We start from the raw sequence: 21,937 nt of genomic DNA on the forward strand, positions 1-21,937 counted from the left end.
ACGTGGCTATCAACAGAGAGATGCCCAATCTGCCGCCCGGCCTGGTCAATGGCCTGCTGTTCTTTGCCGTGGTGGTCACAGGCGTTGGCTACATTATTTTCTCCAAGCTGAACGACTTCGGCGCCGTGGCGGTGACGGCGGTGCCGGTTCTGGTCATGATCGGATATGCCGTCCTGCTTGCGGCGCGACCGTTCCGGCTGCGCGACGACCAGTCCGGCGATAACCTCTATTACATGGGTTTCCTGTTTACCCTCACCAGCCTCGCGGTTTCGCTCTATCAGTTTTCCGCGGCCGGTTCCGCCGAGCAGATCGTCCAGAACTTCGGTATCGCCATTGCGTCTACGATCGCGGGCATCAGCATGCGCATCTTCTTCAACCAGATGCGGCGCGATCCGATCGAGGTCGAAGCCTCGGCACGGATGGAGCTGGCCGAAGCCTCGCGGCGGGTGAAGCGCGAACTCGAGAGCACCATCCTCGAATTCGGTTATTTTCGCCGCATGACCCAGCAATCGGCCAGCGACGCGGTGGATGAAGTGCGCGAGAGCATCGGCCGCGCGCGGGAGAAGCTGGCCGGCGAGATCGAGAAGTTCGTCCTGACCCAGGGCCAGCCGTTCGAGGATGCATCGAAGCGGTCCTCCGAAACGCTCGACGGCATGAACGAAAGGACCGTGCAGATCCTCGAAGTATCCAGGCACTTGGTCCAGGAGGGCGAACAGCTCGCCAAGAGCACGGCCAGCGTCGTCAAGGCGATCGACTCGCTGCTGGCCGAACTCGGATCGCTGCGAACCCCGGCAACAGCCGCCGAAGACAAATTGGCGCCCTTGATTGAAAACCTGACGCAAGTGGTCGACAAGCTCAACACGAGCGCGGAAGCGCAGTCGGAAAACATCGACATCAATCTCAGGCAAACCCACAGCGTCGTGGTCGCCGTCAACCAGCTATTGCGGGAAATCCGCACGGTCGAGACGGCGCGCCCCGCCGCGGGGACCTTTAGTGTGAAGGGTCGCGACAGATAATTCCTAGAGCATGCGTCAAGTGGATTGAAGCATGCTGAGTTTTGGATAGCGAGTGTGGTCATGAACGGGCAGATATTGCAGCAGCGCTCTTCGTACCGGCAAGGTCTGGTTCTCGGGCTCACGATGGCCGAAATCATGATCTTGCTGGTGTTTTGCCTGCTGATCGCGATGGCGACATTTTTGAAACGGGAAGAGACCAAGCGCGTTGCCGCCGAACAGGAGCTGCAGCAGCAAAAGCAGCAGAATGAACGCAATCGCGGCGTCGTCGCCGAGCTTCGCAAGAATGCGGATCTGGCCGAGAAGCTCTTGAGCCAGTCCGGCCTCAGCGACCCCCAGGCGATCGACCAGTACTGGCGCGAGCTGGTGGATAGCCGGGCCGCGGTGACCGATATCGAGAAGAGCGGCGTGTCGCTCAACCAACTCCGTGAAGGCATGGCAACCGTTGCAACGCTGCGTTCCAACGGCATCGACGTCGACACGGCCATTCGCAATGCGCAGATCGTCGCCGCGATCAACCGCGCGATGACCAAGCCGGGGCAACCGGAGCCATCGACGCAGGCCATCCTCGATACCCTGGCGCGAGGGTCGGCGGGGCCGGGATCGGGCGCCAACCAATGGCCTCCGATCATCAGGATGAGCGAGGCCGACGGCTATTTCTTCAAATCCGGAAGCGCCGAATTGTCCGCGGCCTTTCACGATACGCTTGTCAGCAAGACACCGGCCGAGATTCTCACCTACATCAAGAAGTACGACGTCGACGTGGTCGAGGTGGTCGGCCACACCGACGAACGGCCGATCGGGCTGCGGCAGTATTCCAATCTCGACCGGGACCTGCCGTCGGTTCTCAACAGCACGGCCAGCGTCGGCAGCCTTATCCCTGTCGATAACGCGGGACTTGGGCTCGCGCGTGCCGTCGCGGTCGTGAGCGTATTGCGCCAGAGCCCGCTGCTGGCCGGATATAAGCTGATCCCGATGTCGGCAGCCCAACTCGTGAACATCGATGAGACGCTGTCGATATCGGGATCGCCGGGCGATATTCAGCAACGGCGCCGGATTGAAATTCGCCTGCGCAAATCGGTCCCAAGCGACCCGACGGCAAGCATCAATCCCGCGCCGGCGGTGCTGCCGCCCCCGAGCCTTTTCCATACCTATTGAACCGGAACGGGGCTCTGGTCTCCATTGACGGCGTCGAGCGCCGACACGACATATGCTGTATTGTTGGGCCAGGTCCCTGCTCAGGAGCAAGAAATGAACGCGCCTCCAAAGATCGGTCCCGTCAGTGCGCATTCTGACAGCGACGAACTCGTACGCTGGCTGACCAACGACACCCGCGACGAGCGCTTCCTGGACAATATTTTCGCCGAGCTGTGTGTCCGGATCCAGCAGGCCAACATTCCCGTCAAGCGGGCGACGCTTCATATCATGATCCACCATCCGCAATGGCTGGGCGCCCGCTTCGTCTGGGCCGACGGGATGCACGAGGCCGAGATTGCGAGGCTCGACTACGATGTCAGGGAGCGCTCCGAATACATCGGTAGTCCGGCCAACGAAATCCATGACGGCGCGACGGAAGTGCGCGAGAATCTCGAACGCGATCCCGCGCTCGGCCGCAAGCACGCGGTCTTTGACGAGATGCGGAACAAAGGCCTGACCGATTACGTGGCGTGGCCGTTCTACCATACGCTCGGCAAGCGGCATTTCGTGACCTTTGCAACCGACCGGCCCGGTGGTTTCGAGGACGCGCATATCGCCGCGCTCTTGAAACTGCTGCCGGTGCTGGCGCTGGTCAGCGAAATCCGCGTCAAGAACCGGCTGGCGCGAACGCTGCTCGAAACCTATGTCGGATCGCATGCCAGCGAACTCATTCTGGCCGGCGCCACCAGGCGCGGGACCGGAACGACGGTACGCGCCGCGATCCTGATCTGCGATCTGCGCGATTTCACCCGGATCTCCGACAACTGGCCGCGCGATGACGTGATTGATCTCTTAAACGGCTATTTCGACGCGATGTCGGAGCCGATCGAGCGACATGGCGGGGAGATCCTGAAATTCATCGGCGACGGTCTGCTGGCGATTTTTCCGCTCAGCGAGCCGCAGGCGTGCGCAAACCTGTTGCATGCCGTATCCGAAGCCCGTCAGGCCATGGCTGCCCTGAACCAAAAGAATGGCGAAGAAAGCAGTCGCGCGCCGCTGAACTACGGCATCGGCGTCCATGTCGGCGACGTCATGTACGGCAATATCGGGTCGCGCACCCGGCTCGACTTCACCGTCATCGGTCCCGCGGTCAACATGGCTTCGCGGCTCGAGACCCTGACCAAACAGCTCGGCAAGCCGGTGCTGCTGTCCCGCGCCTTCGCCGATTTCGTCAAGGACGAGTTCGATCTGGAGCGCGTCGGCGAATATCCGGTGCGCGGCTTCAACGACCCGATCGAGCTGTTTGCGTTTCACGGCTGAAGGCTGCCGCCCGCATCCGCGCCATCTTGCCGGGATTTAATTTGGTTGGAACGGAACGGCGCTTTAACGTCTTCCTTGAGCCTGCCGTTTACGGTGGCGGCCTGCGGCATTCGTCGGTTTTGGCGATATTAGATCAGCGAAGATGCCGCTAAAGAATTGGAATTGCAGGGAAATTCGAAGAGAGGATGGCCGGCGCCAGCGGGCGCGGCGCTCAGAATGGGTAGATAATTGTGACGGCATTCGGCAAGCTCATACGCACCACGGCGTTCCGCCTGACGCTGGTCTATCTGTTTTTGTTTGCGCTGTTTGCGGCGTCGCTGCTGGGCTATTTTGCCTGGAACACGCGCCGCCTGATCACCGAACAGATCACCGGCACGGTCAACGCGGAAACCGGCGAGATCAGCGACATCTTCGCGCGCCGCGGATTGCGCGGCCTCGTCTTCACCATCGAGAACCGGGCGTTGCGCCCCGGCGCCAACCTTTACCTCGTGACCACGACGAACGGGCAGGCCATCGCCGGCAATGTCGGCTCGCTGGCGCCGGGCGTCATGGGGTCCTCCGGCTGGTCGGAGACCGCCTATCGCCGGCTTGACGACCAGGACAATACCGATCACCGCGCGCTGGTGCGCGTCACCGAGCTGACCAGCGGCTTCAGGCTATTGATCGGCCGCGATCTGGACGAACGCCGGCGGCTGTTCGGCATTGTCGCCAAGGCGGCGCAATGGTCGGTGTTGATCGTCATCGTGCTCGGCCTCGGCGGCGGCATCTTCGTGGCGCGCCGGGTGTTGCGGCGTATCGACGCCATGACCGGCACCACGCAGCGCATCATGGCGGGCGATCTCAGCGGGCGGTTGCCGGTCGGGCGCAGCGGCGATGAGCTCGATCGGCTGGCGGAAAACCTCAACGCCATGCTGGAACGGATCGAAGCTTTGATGGTCGGGCTGAAGGAAGTCTCCGACAACATCGCCCACGATCTGAAGACACCGCTGACGCGGCTGCGCAACCGCGCCGAGGAGGCGTTGGCGAAGTCGAGCAACGAGGCGGAATATCGCTCGGCGCTGGAGCGGACCATCGAGGAATCGGACGGCTTGATCCGGACCTTCAACGCGCTGTTGATGATCGCGCGCGCCGAGTCAGGGCAGGCGCGCGACAATATGACCGACTTCGATGCCGCTGATGTCGCCAATGGCATCCATGAGCTCTATGAGCCGCTGGCCGAAGACGACGACATGATGCTGCACGTCAAGAGCTCGCCGGCGCCGCTGCACGGCAATCGCGAATTGATCAGCCAGGCGCTGGCCAACCTGGTCGAGAATGCGATCAAATACGGCAAGCCGGTTCCGGCCGCGATGCCGCTCGGCGCGGATGCAACCGCCGGTTCCCGGGAGATCCTGATCGAAGCACGGCGCGACCGCGATTCCGTGCTGCTCAGCGTCACCGATCATGGGGCGGGTATTCCGGAAGCCGATCGCGGTCATGCGGTGGCGCGGTTTGTGCGGCTCGAGGCGAGCCGTACCCTGCCGGGCTCCGGGCTTGGCCTCAGCCTGGCGTCGGCGGTGGCGACGCTGCACGGCGGCGATCTGAGGCTCGGCGATGCCAATCCCGGATTGCGCGCCACGCTCGCTATCCCCGCGCGCAGCGGCGTCAGCGACCGGGTTGCGGCCCAAACACAGGATGTGCCACAGAAGGTGGCATGAGTCCCTCCGCATCCGACACCGCGGACCAACGCTGTCTGGCCGCGCGACTAGTCGACGGGCCGCGTTTGTCCGCCCCTCTTGAAGCAGAACGACGTCTGGCAGGCTGGCTCGCCGATCTCGATCAGGGGCAGGCGGCTGCGATCAGCCAGCGCACCACGCAATTTCCCCGGGCCCGTGAACTTCTTCTCGGCATCGCGGAAGCATCGCCTTATTTGTTCGACCTGATGCGCGCCGATGCCGCGCGTGCGATCCGGCTGTTCGACTGCGATCCGGACCGCCATCTGGCACAGCTCATCGAAGACACCAGCCGCGACGTGCAGGCTGCCGCCGCCGAGGCCGAGGTGATGCAACGGCTCCGCCGCATGAAATCGGAAGCCGCATTGCTGATCGCGCTATGCGATATCGGCGGCGTCTGGCCGGTGATGCGGGTGACGTCGGCGCTGACCGAGCTTGCGGTCCGTTCCGTGCAATCGGCGCTGCGGTATCTGCTGCGGCAGGAGGCGGCGCGCGCCAAGATATCGCCGCCGAGCCTCGAATATCCGGAGGAAAACAGCGGCCTGATCGTGCTGGCGATGGGCAAGATGGGCGCCGGCGAACTGAACTACTCCAGCGACATCGATCTGATCGTATTTTTCAATATGGATGCGCCGACCCTGGCGCCGGACATCGAACCGCAGCCGTTTTTCGTGCGGGTCACGCAGGGCCTGTCGCGGCTGTTGCAACAGCGCAATGGCGATGGATATGTGTTCCGGGTCGATCTGCGGCTGCGGCCGGATCCGGCTTCGACGCAGGTCGCGATCTCGACCGAGGCGGCGCTGCATTATTACGAGCGGGAAGGGCGCACCTGGGAGCGCGCCGCCATGATCAAGGCGCGGCCTTGCGCAGGCGATGCCAAAGCCGGCGAGGCGCTGCTCGCGGATATCGCGCCGTTCGTCTGGCGCAAGCATCTGGATTTCGCGGCATTGGCCGATGTGCACGACATGAAGCGGCAAATGCAGACCTATCGCGGCCAGAGCGGCATCGCGGTCGAGGGGCACAACGTCAAGATCGGCCGCGGCGGCATCCGTGAAATCGAGTTTTTCGCGCAGACCCAGCAATTGATCGCCGGCGGCCGCCATCCGCAATTGCGGGCGCGGCCGACGCTGGAGGCGCTCGAGGTGCTGGCGTCGAGCAACTGGATCACGTTCGAGGCGCGCGACGAAATGACCGCGGCCTATCTGTTCTTGCGGCGGGTCGAACACCGGCTGCAGATGGTGGCCGACGAGCAGACCCACACCCTGCCCGATAGCGCGGAAGCGATGGAGAGCTTCGCCCGGTTTTTCGGCTATGAAGGCCGTGCCGCCTTCGCAGACGATCTGCTCGGCCATCTCAATACCGTGCAGAAGCATTACGGCAAGCTGTTCGAGGGCGATCCGACCGGCACCGCGCAACTGCCTGCCGCCGATTACAACGCGGGCCCGGACGATTCCCGTCTGATCGCGCATCTGACCTCGCTTGGCTTCAAGAAGCCGGCTGCGGCGGCCAAGACGATCCAGCAATGGATGGTCGGCGATTATCGCGTGTTCCGCGCGGAAGCGACTCGCAGCGCTTTTGTCGAATTCGTTCCGGCGCTGATCGCAGGATTGGCGGATGCCGAAGAGCCCGACGATGCGGTGACGGCGTTCGACCGTTTCCTCGCGGCGCTACAGCGTGGCGGAAGGTTGATTTCCCTGCTCAGCCAGAACCGCGATCTGGTCGCGCTGGTGGCGCTGATTCTCGGCGCGGCACCTCGCCTCGGCGACATGCTGGCGCGGCAGCCGCAGCTGATGGACGGGTTGATCGATCCGCGTTTTTTTGGCGCGATGCCGGACCAGCGCGAATTGTCGACGCGCCTCGCGGCGACCTTGGCGGACGCCAATTCCTACGAGGAATTCCTCGATCGATTGCGCCTGTTCGGCCAGGAAAGCCTTTTCCTGATCGGCACCCGCATCCTCTCCGGTACGGTGTCGGCCTCGCAGGCCGGCATTGCGTTTGCCGATGTCGCCGAAGGCATCGTCAATACCGTGCACGGCCTGGTGACGGATTCGTTCGCCACGCAGCACGGCCGCATCAAAGAGCAGCAAACCGCGGTTCTGGCGATGGGCCGGCTGGGCAGCCGCGAGATGACCGCAACCTCCGATCTCGATCTGATCCTGCTGTATGATTTTGATCATGACACGCCGGATTCCGATGGCGCGCGATCGCTGAGTGGTGCGCATTATTTCGCCCGCTTCACCCAGCGGCTGATCAGCGCGTTCACGACGCGGACCAATTACGGCGGGCTTTACGACGTCGATATGCGGTTGCGGCCCTCGGGCCGGGCCGGTCCGGTGGCATCGCGGCTGGATTCGTTCGCGCAATATCAGGAGAAAGAAGCCTGGACCTGGGAGCATATGGCGTTGACCCGGGCCCGGGTCATTTCATCGTCACCGGCGTTCCGCCGCGAGATCGAGCTGGTCATTCGCGAGGTGCTGACCCGGCCGCGCGATGCGGCAATAGTGGCCACCGACGTCGCGGACATGCGCCGCGCCGTGGCGCTGGAGAAGGGCGAGGGCGATATCTGGGACCTGAAATATGCCGCGGGCGGTCTCGTCGACATCGATTTCATCGCGCAATATCTCCAGCTCGTTCACGCCGCCCGCACCCCGGAAATTCTCGACGTCAGCACGCTGCAGGTGCTGGATAATTCCGCGCGGCTCGGTGTGTTGCCGCAGGCCTCGGTGGAAATCCTGCGTTCCGCCGGCCGCCTCTATCATGATTTGACGCAAATCCTGCGGCTCTGCGTCACCGGTAAATTCAAGTCGGACGTCGCCGGAGACGACCTTCTGCGGGTGATGGCGCGCGCCGGCGACGCCCCGGACTTTTCGTCGCTGGAAGCGCGGGTACGCGAGACCCAGGGCGAAGTGCGGCGGGTGTTTTCCGCGCTGGTCGGTAACGGCAGTTAATGCTGCGGCTTCGGTGCATCGGCAGCCGCCTTGATCTGCACCGGAACCGATTTGTACGACGGCGTGCCCGATTTGGCGTCATAATGATCGAGCGCGATTAGCACATTGGCCTCGGGGTAATAGGCCGCGACCGATCCTTCGGCGATCTTGTAGGCGACCGCGGTCAGCCCGCGCATGATGCGCTCGCTGAGGCCAGAATCGGAGGGATCATCGACGCTGACGTCGACGACGTCGCCATGGCTCAAGCCGCGCTTTGATAGATCCTGCTCGTTGACGAAGATCACGTCGCGACGTCCGGTGATTCCCCGGTAGCGGTCGTTCAGCCCATACATCGTCGTGTTGTACTGATCGTGGCTGCGGATCGTGGTCAGCGTCAGCGCGTCCGCATTGCTCGGATCTTCTTCGAGGCCGGGATAGACTAGGAAATTGGCTTTCTTGTTCGGTGTCAGCCATTCGCGCTCCGATGCGGCGTTACGAAGCCGGAAGCCGCCGGGATGCTGGATGCTCGCGTTGAAATCCTTGAAGGCGGGAAATACACCTTCGATGCCGTCGCGAATCCTGCTGTAGTCCGCAATCAACTCGGCCCAGCGCACTTTTGTGTTCGGCAATGTCGCCATCGCCATTTCGGCGATGATCGCAGGCTCCGATTTCAAATGTTCGGAGGCGGGCTTCAGCCCGCCGCGCGACGCGTGCACCATCGACATCGAATCCTCGACCGTGACCGATTGCGCCCCTGTGGCCTGCATGTCGATTTCGGTGCGCCCCAGGCACGGCAGGATGAAGGATTGTTTGGCCAGCAGCAGGTGCGAGCGGTTGAGTTTGGTTGCGATATGGACCGCGAGATCGAGGCTGCGCATCGCCTCGAAGGTGGCCTTGGGATCGGACATCGCGACCGCGAGGTTGCCGCCGAGGCAGACCAGCGCCTTCGAGTGCCCGTCACGGATGGCCTTGATGGCTTCGACCGCATCGTGGCCTTTCGCGCGCGGTGGCTCGAAGCCGAAGATTCGGACGATGCCGTCGAGCAAGGCCTGGTTCGGAATCTCGGTAATCCCGACGGTGCGATCACCCTGGACGTTGGAATGGCCGCGCAGCGGCGAGATGCCGGCGCCCTCGCGTCCGATATTGCCGCGGAGCATCAGCAGGTTGGCGATTTGTTGCACATTGCCGGTGCCATGACGGTGCTGGGTGATGCCCATGCCGTAATTGATGATGACGCGATTGGCTTTGGCGTAGACGTTGCCGATGGCCTCGATATCGGACCGCGACAGGCCCGCGGCATCGACGATCGTCTCCCACGAGGTGGCCTCGAGATCCGCCAGCAAGGCGTCGATGCCGCTGGTGTGAGCTGCGATGAATTCGCGGTCGAGCACGCCGGGGCCGCCTTCGGCGAGGCTTTTGGCATCGAGCGCCAGCAGGGTTTTCATCATCCCCTTGAGCACCGCGATATCGCCGCCGACCTTGACCAGATAATAGGACGATGCGATCCGCGTCGACTCCAGCGTCAGCATTTCAATCGGGCTCTGCGGCGACGTAAAGCGCTCCAGCCCGCGTTCCCGCAGCGGATTGATCGCGACGATCGGCACGCCGCGTTTGGAGGCCTCGCGCAGCGTCGTCAGCATGCGCGGATGATTGGTGCCGGGATTGTGGCCGATGCAGAAGATGCAGTCGCTGTGGTCGAAATCTTCCAGCGTCACCGTTCCCTTGCCGACCCCGATCGATTCCGGCAGGCCGACGCTGGTGGCCTCGTGGCACATGTTGGAGCAATCGGGAAAATTATTGGTGCCGTATTCCCGCACGAACAGCTGATACATGAAGGCGGCCTCGTTCGAGGCCCGGCCCGAGGTGTAGAATTCCGCCATGTTCGGATCGGGCAAGGCGCGCAGCGCGGCGCCGATCTGGCTCATCGCGTCCTGCCATGAAATCGGCAGATACCGATCGGTGGCGCGGTCGTACACCATGGGGTGGGTCAACCGACCCTCGTTTTCGAGATCGAAATCGGGCCAGTTCCAGAGCTCGCCGACGGTATGCGCGGCAAAGAACTCGGGCGTGGTTCGTTTTGCCGTTGCCTCCCATGATACCGCCTTGGCGCCGTTCTCGCAGAATTCGAATGAAGAGGTGTGTTTTGGGTCCGGCCACGCGCAACCTGGGCAATCGAACCCTTGAGGCTGGTTCATGGTCAGAAGGCCATGAGTCTCCTTGCCGACGGCCATCTGGCCGCGGACCGCATCTGCCACGGCTTTGAGCGCGCCCCAGCCGGCGGCCGCGCCCTGATAATCCTCAACGCCTTTGATTTGCTTCCTGGTCATCGGGTCACCGTCCGCATCGAGGGATCCACATAGCGCCGGCGCAGGCCGATCGGCCAAGCGACAAGTTGCGGCCTGCCCTGTGGGTTCCACCTTGAAACCAGGGCAAGCCTATCGCGCTTGCGGCGGCGCTGTCGACCGACCACAGGTATGAGACGATGCTCAGCCAGAATTGGCTAACGGGAGATTGGCCGCGCGGGGCCTCGCGCGAGGCGCCTCAGGCGGTCTTCAGCGACTCCAGGGCCTCGCGCACGTTCGGATCGAGGCCCGCGCCACCGGCATCGAGATGGGCGAAGATCGCCTTGCGCATCCGAGGGTCCCAGAATTTATGGATATGGTCGGCGATGCCCGAGACCGCGTGCGCGTGGCCCTGGCTTCGGAAGAACCAGCCGATTTGATTGGCCATATAGATCAACCGGTCATGCGACGACGTCATGGATCGCTCCGTCGGCGGCAACGCCGAAGTTAATTCGTTCAGGGTGGGTAAAAATCTCGAATCCGTCGGCACGCGCGATGGCGGCAAGCGTAATGCCGGCGGCCTCCGCCATCCGCACCGCCAGCGCGGTCGGCGCCGACACCGCGACCATCAATGGAGCGCCCATCGCGGCCGTCTTCTGCACCATTTCGACCGACACCCGGCTGGTCAGCAGCACCATGCCCTCGCTGGCCGGGAACTTTTGATGCGCCAGCGCGCCGGCGAGCTTGTCCAGCGCATTGTGGCGGCCGACGTCCTCGCGCAGGGCGACGACGCCGCGCGCCGGCGTCCAGAACGCCGCGGCGTGGACCGCGCGCGTCTCGATATTGATGGTTTGCAGCGGCGGGATGCTCTGCATCGCCGCCATGATGTCGCGCGGCGAGAAGGATCGGCCTGGCGCGACGGTGGCGGCGGGGCGAATGGCTTCCGCGATCGAATCGATGCCGCAGAGGCCGCAGCCGGTGGGGCCCGCGATATGCCGCCGCCGTTCGCTCAGCCGGTCGGCCTTGGACTGCGCCAGCCACATCCGCAATTCGACGCCGTCGTCGAGATCGACGATATCGAGCGAGTCGATATCGGCGGGCGACTGGATGATGCCTTCGCTGAGGCCAAAGCCGATCGCGAAATCCTCGAGGTCGCGTGGCGTCGCCATCATCACCGCATAGGTGCCGCCATTATAGGTCAGCGCCAGCGCGGTCTCTTCCGGAATGATGCGCGTGCCTTCGCCAAAGCTGCCCTGATTAAGGCTGCCATCGCGCCAGACCTTGCGATCGACTGTGCGAACCGGATCGCGCAACGACTACTCCGCGGCTTCGACGACGGGCGCGATGCGGCGCGAATGGCGGGCCTGCTCGTCATAGGCTTTTTGCCATTCGGACGGGCCGTTCGACGGCGATATCTGCACCGCCGTGACCTTGTATTCCGGACAATTGGTCGCCCAGTCGGAGTAATCGGTCGTGATCACGTTGGCCTGGGTGTCGGGGTGGTGGAAGGTGGTGTAGACCACGCCCGGCGCGACCCGGTCGGTGATCTCCGCGCGCAACGTGGTTTCGCCGGCGCGGCTCTTGAGCCGTACCCAATCGCCATCGCGCACGCCGCGCTGCTCGGCATCGTGCGGGTGGATTTCCAGCATATCCTCGCTATGCCAGACGACGTTCTCGGTGCGGCGGGTCTGCGCGCCGACATTGTACTGGCTGAGGATGCGCCCGGTGGTCAGCAGCAGCGGATAGCGCGGACCGGTCCGCTCGTCGGTTGGAATGTATTCGGTGATGATGAACTTGCCCTTGCCGCGCACGAAGCCGCCGATATGCATCACCGGTGTGCCCTCGGGCGCCTTTTCGTTGCAGGGCCATTGCACCGAGCCGAGCTCGTCGAGCTTGGCAAAGGAAACACCGGCGAAGGTCGGCGTCAGCGCCGCGATCTCGTCCATGATCTCGGAAGGATGATTATAGGGCATGTCGAGGCCCATCGCCTTGGCGAGGCGAATGGTGACTTCCCAATCGGCCAGGCCGTTGCGCGGAGACACCACCTTGCGCACGCGCTGGATACGGCGTTCCGCGTTGGTGAAGGTGCCGTCCTTTTCGAGGAAGGTCGAACCGGGCAGGAAAACGTGGGCGTAGTTCGCGGTCTCGTTCAGGAAGAGATCGTGGACCACGACGCATTCCATCGACGACAGCGCCGCCACCACATGCTTGGTGTTCGGGTCGGACTGCAGGATATCCTCGCCCTGCACGTAGATGCCCATGAAGGTGCCTTCGATCGCGGCATCGAACATATTGGGAATGCGCAGGCCGGGCTCGGGGTTGAGCTTGACGTTCCACATCGCCTCGAACTGTTCGCGCACCGCATCGCCGGCGATGTGGCGATAGCCCGGCAGCTCATGCGGGAACGAGCCCATGTCGCAGGAGCCCTGCACGTTGTTCTGCCCGCGCAGCGGATTCACGCCGACGCCGGGACGGCCGATATTGCCGGTCGCCATTGCGAGGTTGGCGATCGCGATCACGGTGGTGGTGCCCTGGCTGTGCTCGGTGACGCCGAGCCCATAATAGATCGCGCCGTTGCCACCGGTGGCGAACTGCCGCGCGGCTTCGCGCAAGGCCTTTGGGTCGACGCCGGTCATGATCGCGGTTGCTTCCGGGCTGTTCTTGGGATCGGCGACGAAGGTCGCCCATTCCTCGAACTCGCTCCAGTCGCAGCGTTCGCGCACAAAGGCTTCGTCGACGAGGCCTTCGGTCACGATGACATGAGCCAGCGCGGTCAGCACCGCGACATTGGTGCCCGGCATCAGCGGCAAATGCAGTGCCTTGACGTGAGGCGATTCCACCATCTCGGTGCGCCGCGGATCGACCACGATCAGCTTGGCACCCTGGCGCAGCCGCTTCTTGAGACGCGAGGCGAACACCGGATGCGCCGAGGCCGGGTTGGCGCCGATGATCATGACGACATCGGTTTCTTCCACCGAGTCGAAATCCTGAGTACCGGCCGAGGTGCCGAACGTGGCCGACAGGCCGTAGCCGGTCGGCGAATGGCAGACCCGGGCGCAGGTATCGACGTTGTTGTTGCCGAAGCCGGCGCGGATCAGCTTCTGCACCAGATAGGTTTCCTCGTTGGTGCAACGCGACGAGGTGATGCCGCCGACGGAGTCGCGGCCATATTTGGCCTGGATCCGCTTGAACTCGGAAGCCGCATAGTCGAACGCCTCATCCCACGACACTTCACGCCAGGGATCGGTGATCTTGTTGCGGATCATCGGATTGAGGATGCGTTCCTTGTGGTTGGTGTAACCCCAGGCGAAGCGTCCCTTGACGCAGGAATGGCCGCGATTGGCCTTGCCGTCCTTGTACGGCACCATGCGCACCACTTCCTCGCCGCGCATTTCCGCCTTGAAGGTGCAGCCGACGCCGCAATAGGCGCAGGTCGTCACCGCCGAATGTTCGGGCTGGCCGATCTCGATCACGGATTTTTCGGTCAGCGTCGCGGTCGGGCAAGCCTGAACACAGGCGCCGCAGGACACGCATTCGGAGCCGAGAAAACTCTCGCTCATGCCGGGCGACACCCGGCTGTCGAAACCGCGTCCGGAGATCGTCAGCGCGAAGGTGCCTTGCACTTCCTCGCAGGCCCGGACGCAGCGCGAGCAGACGATGCATTTCGAGGGATCGTAGGTGAAATAAGGGTTGGACTCGTCCTTCGGCATCCAGGCCGCGTTGGGCGTGCCGCTTGATTTGGCGAACACATGATTTTCGCCTTCATAGCCGTAGCGGACGTCGCGCAAGCCGACCGCGCCCGCCATGTCCTGCAATTCGCAGTCGCCGTTCGCCGCACAGGTCAGGCAGTCCAGCGGGTGATCGGAGATATAGAGCTCCATCACGCCCTTGCGCAGCTTCTTGAGCCGATCGTTCTGGGTGTGAACCACGAGGCCGTTCATCGCAGGCGTAGTGCAGGAGGCCGGCGTGCCGGCGCGGCCTTCGATTTCGACCAGGCATAGCCGGCAGGAGCCGAACGCATCGACCATGTCGGTGGCGCAGAGTTTCGGGATCTGCGTGCCGGCTTCCATCGCCGCGCGCATGATCGAGGTGCCCTCGGGCACCGTGACGCTCTGACCATCGATGGTCAGCGTGACCATGGTTTCGGATTTGGAGCGCGGCGTGCCGAAATCGGTTTCCTGAATCAGCGACATGACTGTTTCCTTTATTCCGCGGCCTGCAGGCGCGTGGGCGCGGGGCCGAAATCTTCCCGGAAATGTTTCAACGCACTCGAGACGGGATAGGGGGTGAAGCCGCCCAGCGCGCACAGCGACCCGAATTTCATGGTGTTGCAGAGGTCTTCGATGACAGCGATATTTTCCGCAACGCGTTCGCCGGCGCGGATCTTGTCGATGGTCTCGACGCCGCGGGTCGAACCGATCCGGCACGGCGTGCATTTGCCGCAGGATTCCACGGCGCAGAATTCCATCGCAAAGCGCGCCTGCTTCGACATGTCGACGCTGTCGTCGAATACCACGATGCCGCCATGGCCGATCAGGCCGTCGCGCGCGGCAAAGGATTCATAGTCGAACGGGGTGTCGAACAGCTCGCGCGGAAAATATGCGCCGAGCGGGCCGCCGACCTGCACCGCGCGAACCGGGCGTCCGGTAAAAGTGCCGCCGCCGACATCGTCGATCAGTTCGCCGAGCGTGATGCCGAAGGCGATCTCGAACAGGCCGCCATGCTTGATATTACCCGCGAGCTGGATCGGCATCGTGCCGCGCGAGCGGCCCATGCCGAAATCGGCATAGGCCTTGGCGCCGCCGGCGAGAATGAAGGGGATCGCGGCGAACGACAGCACGTTGTTGATCACGGTCGGCTTGCCGAACAGGCCCTTATGCGCCGGCAGCGGCGGCTTGGCGCGGACGATGCCGCGGCGGCCTTCGAGGCTTTCCAACAGCGAGGTTTCTTCGCCGCAGACATAGGCGCCGGCGCCGACCCGGACTTCGAGATCAAAATCGTGCGCCGAGCCGCAGATGCGTTCGCCGAGGAAATTCGCGCGTTTGGCAGCCGCGATCGCCGCGTTCATCGCTGCGACGGCATGCGGGTATTCCGAGCGGATGTAGATATAGCCCTTGGTGGCGCCCACCGTGATGCCGGCGATGGTCATGCCCTCGATCACGACAAAGGGATCGCCTTCCATGATCATGCGGTCGGCGAAGGTGCCGCTGTCGCCTTCGTCGGCGTTGCAGACGATATATTTCCGGTCGGCGCTGGCTTGCGCCACGGTTTTCCATTTGATGCCGGTCGGGAATCCGGCGCCGCCGCGGCCGCGCAATCCTGACGTCGTGACGTCGGCCAGTATCGCATCGCTGGTCAGCGTCAACGCCCGCTCCAGGCCCTTATAGCCGCCATGGGCGCGATAGTCCTCGACCGAACGCGGATCGACCACGCCGCACCGCGCAAACGTCAGGCGGGTCTGGCGCTTCAGCCAGGGAATCTCGTCGGTGATGCCAAGCCGCAGCGGGTGCGGGCCATTGCTGGCGATAGCTTCGAACAGCGAGGAGACATCCCCCGGGCTCACCGGGCCGTAGGCCACGCGGCCTTTCAAGGTCGCCACCTCGACCATCGGCTCCAGCCAATAGAGCCCGCGCGATCCGGTTCGCACGATGGTGATCGGCAGGCCGCGCTGTTCGGCTGCCTGCTCGAGTGCGGCAACGACGTCATCTGCACCGACGGCAATCGCGCCGGCATCGCGGGGAACGAAAATCCGCATTTTCATCGCTGCGCCTCCGCCACCAGCGCGTCGATGCGCGCCTCGTCGAGACGACCGACCACGCGGCCATCGAGCATCGCCGATGGCGCAGTGGCGCACAGGCCGAGGCAATAGATCGGCTCCAGGGTCACGCGATCGTCGGCGGTAGTGTTGCCGAGCGCGATGCCGAGTTTGGCTTCGGCGCGCGCGGCCAGCGCATCGCCGCCGGCGGCCTGGCAGGCTTCGGCGCGGCATAATTTCAGGACGTGCCGGCCGGCGGGCCGATGACGGAAATCATGATAGAACGTGAACACGCCATGGATCTCGGCGCGCGACAGATTGAGGGCCTGCGCGATCATCGGTATCGCGGGCTCCGGCACATAGCCGAAGGCTTCTTGCAGCGCGTGCAGGATCACCAATGTCGCGCCTTCCAGGCGCGCATGCTCGGCGATGATGTCCGCGCCCCGGTCCGCATTCCATGGTTCGTAAACTGGCGCCATTTGCCTTCTCTGTCAGAGGCTTATTTGTAAACCTATGAAAGCTGGAATCGATTTAAACATCAATAAAGCTGTCTCATGCTGCGATACGGAAACCGGATCGATCCGGATATGAAATCGTTTGATCGCAAATCTGAATAATGGCTAATTCCGGCGGTGGCGGGCCCATTGGATGCGGCCTTTAGGCGTACTGGGCCGCGAGCGGGCGTGATACGCTCACCGCGGGGACTCGTGAGGTGAGGGCGTTTTTTGATCGACAAGCTTGAATTGCTGCTGGCCTTGGCCAAGGAACGCCACTTCGGACGCGCCGCGGAGGCCTGTGGCGTGACCCAGCCGACGATGTCGACGAGCCTCAAGCAGCTCGAAGAAATCCTCGGCGTCATGCTGGTGCAACGCGGTTCGAGGTTCCAGGGCTTTACGCCCGAAGGCGAGCGGACGCTCGACTGGGCGCGGCGGATCGTCGGCGACGCCCGCGCGATGCGGCAGGAGATCAACGCGCTCAAGGAAGGCCTTTCCGGTGAGATCGCCCTGGCCGCGATCCCGACCGCGCTCGGCATGGTCGCTTCGCTGACCACGCCGTTCCGCGCCCGCCATCCCGATGTGCGCTTCCGCATCGTGTCCTGCACCTCGATCGAGGTGCTGGGGTTGCTGGAAAACCTCGAGGTCGATGCCGGCCTGACTTATCTGGAGAATGAACCGCTCGGCAAGGTCCGCTCGATCCCGCTCTACAATGAGAGCTACCTGTTGCTGACCTCGCCGGACGGCATGTTCGGCGATCGCGATCAGGTCACCTGGAAGGAAGTCGGCCAGGTGCCGCTGTGCCTGCTGACGCCCGATATGCAAAACCGCCGCATCATCGATCGCGCGCTGAAAGCCGCCGGCGCGGAGGCGACCCCGACGCTGACGTCGAATTCGATCATCGTGCTCTACACCCACGTCAAGACCGGGCGCTGGGCGAGCGTGATGCCGGCCAAGCTGGCGCAGACGCTGGGCCTGTCGGACGCGGTGCGAATGATCCCCATCGTCGATCCCACGGTGACCTACAGCGTTGGCCTGGTGGTGCCGCAGCGCGATCCGCTGACGCCGTTGATCGCCGCGCTGGCGCAGATCGCCCGCGAGGTCGCGCCGACGCTGGAGCCGTGAGGCGATCGTGGCACGACGGCGAGTTAGCTTGTAGGGCGGATTAGCGGAGCGTAATCCGCCGTCTTGTTTCACCGCTCGCCAAACGCCCCACTTTCCTCGACGTCGCCCGCCCAGGTGCTGCAATGGCGGATTACGCTCCGCTAATCCGCCCTACGGGCTCACCCTAACGCGGTGGGAAATCCGATGTATCTTCTTTCGAGCCCCGCGATACAAATCAAAGTGCGAGATGTCCCACAGAAAGCCGGCGGGATTCGCTTTGCAATTGATCAGCTGGAGAATCCAGACAGCATCGTCTTGCGCCCTGGTGGATGGTACGGCAACGACGTCTTATGCGGGATGATAGGGACCGTATCTGAGGGCCCTGAATCGAAAAGGCTATTTGCCGTTGTCGCAAGAGCTTTTCGTAAGCACCTCACAAAGCAGCAGGGATTTCTTGTTGGATCAGAGGCGCGGGTAGCGTGGAATGCAGGTGCGAGATTGACCATTGGAGCCTCGTCACCCTTGGAGTTCGACTTAAGACGGGAATCTGTTAGCCGGTAGCAATTCGGAATTTTAGCTCGTAGCTCGTAGGGCGGATTAGTTAGCCGAAGGCGTAATCCGCCGTTGCAGCGGTAGTGGCGGATTACGCTGCGCTAATCCGCCCTAGGATAGGTTGACGGACCGCGTGGCTGAAAAACCCGATGCGCGCAAAATCGAATTTGTTGAAGCGATTTAATCTGATTTGCCCTGACTATCCCTTCACATCTCCACGTTATTTCTGATTTTCAGAAATTATCCTTGACTCCAGACCCAAATCACCTGCCTATTCCTCCCATCCCGTCCTGAAGTAGAGGGGGCGTTGGCCATCGTCACTGACGTTGGGGCGGGGAGCGGTGGACGCCGATGCGCTTTTGACGAACGGCGCGTGAGGCGGACGGTTAAGTCGTGTGGTCCTGATGCCCCGATGCCGGCATCAAGTCGGTGATGATGCTTCGCATCACGCTGGCGACGGTGACAACAAAGCATGGTCTCGCCGAGGAGAGCACGAAACAGGCCGTTAAAACCATTGCGCAGGGAAGGCCGGACTGCTTCCGCTGAACCTGTATGCTCATGTGCGTTTTTGCTATCTGCTTTGCACATGAGACCGCGGGTGCAGCGCGCACCCGGTCTTCCCTGCGCCCTCTCTTGAGGGTCGCCTGCGTCCCTCTTGGGATCGCACTGCGCCCTCTCTTTTCGGGGCGAAACAAATTTGCAAACCTCGGGCGCAACGCGCGGTGAGATCGCGAGGCTGTGTCTCTTAGCAGCGTTGTTTGTTGAATGTTGAAATCCGAACAATCCACCCACGTCGTCCCGGCCCCGCGCCGGGACCCCAGCGTGAGCGCAATTGCGCTCATCGCGAGGGCGAGGACTCGCGTTTTCGGCATTGAGGCGAATGCTTTCTTTAATAACCAACGCCAGGGATTATGGGTCCCGGCGTTCGCCGGGACGACGGTGATGGGTGGAGCATCGTCATCAACGTCATTGCTAGGAGCGCTTGCGACGAAGCAATCCAGCTCTTTCTTTGGTCCTGGATTGCTTCGCTAACGCTCGCAATGACGAGCTATGGATGGGTCGCTTGAAAATTCAAATCGCAACGCTCATCCAGGGTCTTGGCCACTTACGCCGCAGCCGAGATCTCCGCCTTCACTTTCCGCGCGTCGCGCGGCAACGACACGCACACCACGGTGCCGGTGCCGAGCCGCGAACGCAGCCGCATCGATCCGCCATGCAGATTGGTCAGCGACTTGGCGATCGCAAGTCCGAGCCCGGAGCCGTGATAGGTCTTGGTGAGCTGGCTCTCGACCTGCTCGAACGGCCGGCCCAGCCGCGTCAGCGATTGCGGGGCGATGCCGATGCCGGTGTCGGCGATCATCAGGTGAATGGAATCCTCGCGCATCCGGCCGCGCACCACCACCCTGCCGCCGTCGGGCGTGAATTTGACGGCGTTCGACAGCAGATTGACCATGATCTGCTTGATCGCGCGGCGATCCGCCACCATCGCAAGGGTGCCTTCGATGTCGGCGTCGAGCACGAGGTTCTTGTGCTCGGCGCGCCCGGAGACCACGCGCATGGATTCCTGCAGCGTCTTCGACAGATCGAGCGGCTCCATGTCGAGCTGCATCCGGCCGGCTTCGATCTTCGACATATCCAGGATGTCGTTGATGACTTCGAGCAGATAGCGGCCGCTGGTCAGGATATCGTGGCAATATTCCTGGTATTTTTCCGAGCCGAGCGTCCCGAACATGCCGCTTCCCATGATCTCGGAGAAGCCGATGATGGCGTTGAGCGGCGTGCGCAGCTCGTGGCTCATATTGGCCAGGAATTTGGATTTGGTCTGGTTGGCTTCCTCGGCGCGGGTCTTCTCGTCGGAATATTTTTCGGCGAGGTCGGCAAGCTCGATGGCCTGGCGTTCCAGCGCGGTTTGCGAACGCTTCAGGTCGATCACGGAGGCGCGCAGCCGAAGGTCGTTGTCGACCAGCTTCTGTTCGTGTTCCTTGATGCGGGTGATGTCGGTGCCGACCGAGACGTAACCGCCGTCCTTGGTGCGCCGCTCGCTGATGTGCAGCCAGCTGCCGTCCTCGATCTGGGCCTCGAAGGTGCGCGCGCCCGGCGCCTGCGCCGAGGTCTCCTGCAACCGGGTGCGGACCTCCGGCATGCTGCCGACCTCGATCACGGTCTCATAGGAGGTGCCGGGTGCGACCGCCGAATCCGGCAGCTTGTGCAGGCGCTGGAAGTGCGAATTGCACAACACCAGCCGGTCTTCGGCGTCCCAGAGCACGAAGGCTTCCGGAATGGTCTCGATCGCATCGCGCAGCCGCAGATCGGCCTCGACGGTTTTCTCGGCGAGACTCTTCTGTTCGGTGATGTCGACCGCGATGCCGATCAAATGCAGGCCGGCATCGCTGGGGCCGTGGCTGAGCTCGCAGCGCACCCGCAGCCAGATCCAGTGGCCGTCGGTGTGCTGCATGCGGAAGGTCTGGTCGATGTGGTCGAGTTTCCCGGAGATCAACTGGTTGGCGATCTCGAACAGGTCGATATCGTCCGACTTCACCAGCGCGTTGACCTCGCCGAAGGTCAGGAGGTCGCTGCGGCTGTCGAGGCCGAGCAGGGTGAACATCGATTGCGACCAGAAAATTCGTCCGCGCGACAGATCCCAATCCCACAAGCCGCAGCGCCCGCGGTTGAGCGCGGTATCGATCCGGCCGCGCACCGCGTCATTGATGAGATCGCCTTCGCGGGCGCGGGTCGATTGCCAGTGAAAGGCAAAGCCCAGGATCAGCACGACAAATCCGGTGGTGGCGGAAAGCGTCACCGACAGCGCCGCGTCCGACCCCCAGAGCGGATCGACCTTTTCCTGGATCACGATGACCTGGCCTGCCAGCGATTTGATCACGCGCGAAATGACCAATGCGCTGTTGCCGTTGGGCAGGATGACATCGGTCGCAGCCGACGGCTGATCGGGGCCGGCCAGCGGCAGTGCGGCGCCGACGATATCAAGGACATTGGCGGTATCGCCGATGTCGCCGTCGATCGGCGCGCGGGCGAGGACGTGCTGGCTTCCGCTGGTGACGAACACATGGCGGCCGTTGGCCCGGCCCCAGGACGGAATGAGATCGGCGAGCAGCAGTTGCAGGCGCTCGAACGACGCCGGGGGCTGCTGTGGCACGGCCGCGAGGCGGTCGATACGCTCGGCGAGAATGTCGGCCACGGCGGCGAGATCGCGCCTCATGGCTGCGCGCTTTTGCCGGTTCTGATCGACCACCTGGACGAAGGCGCCAAGGCAGATGGTGATCAGGAACGCGATGATCAGGGTAGGCACCGCGCGGCGGAGCGCAGGCTCCGCTATCAGCAGTCTATGGTAGGCCGGTTTCGCGATCGACTGCGCCAATCCCTTGATCGAATCGGATTGGACGCACGCGCTCGCCGCGTGTGCGCGCGCCATGCCTAACACCCCCAAATAAAAATCAAAATGAACACGTCCGGAAGCACCCCGCTCGCTTCCGAATCACAGCGATTTGAATCCAGTTTTGCCGGGCTGTCGAGAGTCAACGATTCGTTAATTTCAAATAAATGTTGTCCAACGGAGAATCGGGGCGTCAACGATGTCACAAAGTGAGTCCGAAACGGGAACGCGCGGGGTGCTTCGCGGTTGT

13 protein-coding genes are annotated in these 21,937 nt (G+C 63.0%); 6 read left to right on the forward strand and 7 right to left on the reverse strand.

The features are described 5' to 3' along the window. Positions 1–2: 2 nt before the first annotated feature. From GSQ88_RS21650 to GSQ88_RS21670, 5 genes are all read left to right on the forward strand, one after another. Positions 3–1,016, forward strand: a complete 1,014-nt coding sequence (locus GSQ88_RS21650) for a hypothetical protein (RefSeq protein ID WP_159009781.1) — start codon at positions 3–5, stop codon at positions 1,014–1,016. Between the two features lie 60 nt (positions 1,017–1,076). Continuing rightward, positions 1,077–2,171, forward strand: coding sequence for an OmpA family protein (locus GSQ88_RS21655; RefSeq protein WP_159009782.1), 1,095 nt, complete (start codon positions 1,077–1,079; stop codon positions 2,169–2,171). 93 nt (positions 2,172–2,264) lie between these two features. Continuing rightward, positions 2,265–3,470 (forward strand): adenylate/guanylate cyclase domain-containing protein, encoded by a 1,206-nt coding sequence (locus tag GSQ88_RS21660; RefSeq protein ID WP_159009783.1) that lies wholly within the window; start codon positions 2,265–2,267, stop codon positions 3,468–3,470. Between the two features lie 230 nt (positions 3,471–3,700). Continuing rightward, positions 3,701–5,167 (forward strand): sensor histidine kinase, encoded by a 1,467-nt coding sequence (locus GSQ88_RS21665; protein ID WP_159009784.1) that lies wholly within the window; start codon positions 3,701–3,703, stop codon positions 5,165–5,167. Further along, positions 5,164–8,130, forward strand: coding sequence for a bifunctional [glutamine synthetase] adenylyltransferase/[glutamine synthetase]-adenylyl-L-tyrosine phosphorylase (locus tag GSQ88_RS21670; RefSeq protein ID WP_159009785.1), 2,967 nt, complete (start codon positions 5,164–5,166; stop codon positions 8,128–8,130). Before GSQ88_RS21665 ends, GSQ88_RS21670 begins: the two co-directional genes overlap by 4 nt. On the opposite strand, the gene GSQ88_RS21675 is transcribed toward GSQ88_RS21670, so the two are convergent. The 6 genes from GSQ88_RS21675 to GSQ88_RS21700 form a co-directional block, all read right to left on the reverse strand. After that, positions 8,127–10,436: an FdhF/YdeP family oxidoreductase gene (locus GSQ88_RS21675; protein WP_159009786.1), complete on the reverse strand. Its 2,310-nt coding sequence runs from the start codon at positions 10,434–10,436 to the stop codon at positions 8,127–8,129. The genes GSQ88_RS21670 and GSQ88_RS21675 overlap by 4 nt on opposite strands. Positions 10,437–10,650: 214 nt before the next feature. Beyond that, complete coding sequence (locus tag GSQ88_RS21680; RefSeq protein WP_159009787.1) at positions 10,651–10,869, reverse strand: formate dehydrogenase subunit delta; 219 nt, start codon at positions 10,867–10,869, stop codon at positions 10,651–10,653. After that, positions 10,853–11,704, reverse strand: coding sequence for a formate dehydrogenase accessory sulfurtransferase FdhD (gene fdhD / locus GSQ88_RS21685; RefSeq protein WP_159009788.1), 852 nt, complete (start codon positions 11,702–11,704; stop codon positions 10,853–10,855). The genes GSQ88_RS21680 and fdhD overlap by 17 nt, the downstream gene beginning before the upstream one ends. A 3-nt stretch (positions 11,705–11,707) precedes the next feature. Further along, complete coding sequence (gene fdhF / locus GSQ88_RS21690) at positions 11,708–14,584, reverse strand: formate dehydrogenase subunit alpha (protein WP_159009789.1); 2,877 nt, start codon at positions 14,582–14,584, stop codon at positions 11,708–11,710. An 11-nt stretch (positions 14,585–14,595) separates the two neighbouring features. Beyond that, a complete protein-coding gene (locus GSQ88_RS21695) occupies positions 14,596–16,152 on the reverse strand; it encodes a formate dehydrogenase beta subunit (protein ID WP_159009790.1) in 1,557 nt (518 codons plus the stop codon). Next, positions 16,149–16,625, reverse strand: coding sequence for a formate dehydrogenase subunit gamma (locus GSQ88_RS21700; RefSeq protein WP_159009791.1), 477 nt, complete (start codon positions 16,623–16,625; stop codon positions 16,149–16,151). The genes GSQ88_RS21695 and GSQ88_RS21700 overlap by 4 nt, the downstream gene beginning before the upstream one ends. 246 nt (positions 16,626–16,871) lie before the next feature. Between GSQ88_RS21700 and GSQ88_RS21705 the strand changes: the two genes are divergently transcribed. Then, a complete protein-coding gene (locus tag GSQ88_RS21705; RefSeq protein WP_159009792.1) occupies positions 16,872–17,765 on the forward strand; it encodes a LysR family transcriptional regulator in 894 nt (297 codons plus the stop codon). Positions 17,766–19,401: 1,636 nt separating this feature from the next. Here the strand turns inward: GSQ88_RS21705 and GSQ88_RS21710 are convergent. Continuing rightward, a complete protein-coding gene (locus tag GSQ88_RS21710) occupies positions 19,402–21,726 on the reverse strand; it encodes a PAS domain-containing sensor histidine kinase (RefSeq protein ID WP_159009793.1) in 2,325 nt (774 codons plus the stop codon). Positions 21,727–21,937: the final 211 nt, after the last annotated feature.

The organism is Bradyrhizobium sp. S69 (genome assembly GCF_009766005.1).
Classification (GTDB): domain Bacteria; phylum Pseudomonadota; class Alphaproteobacteria; order Rhizobiales; family Xanthobacteraceae; genus Bradyrhizobium.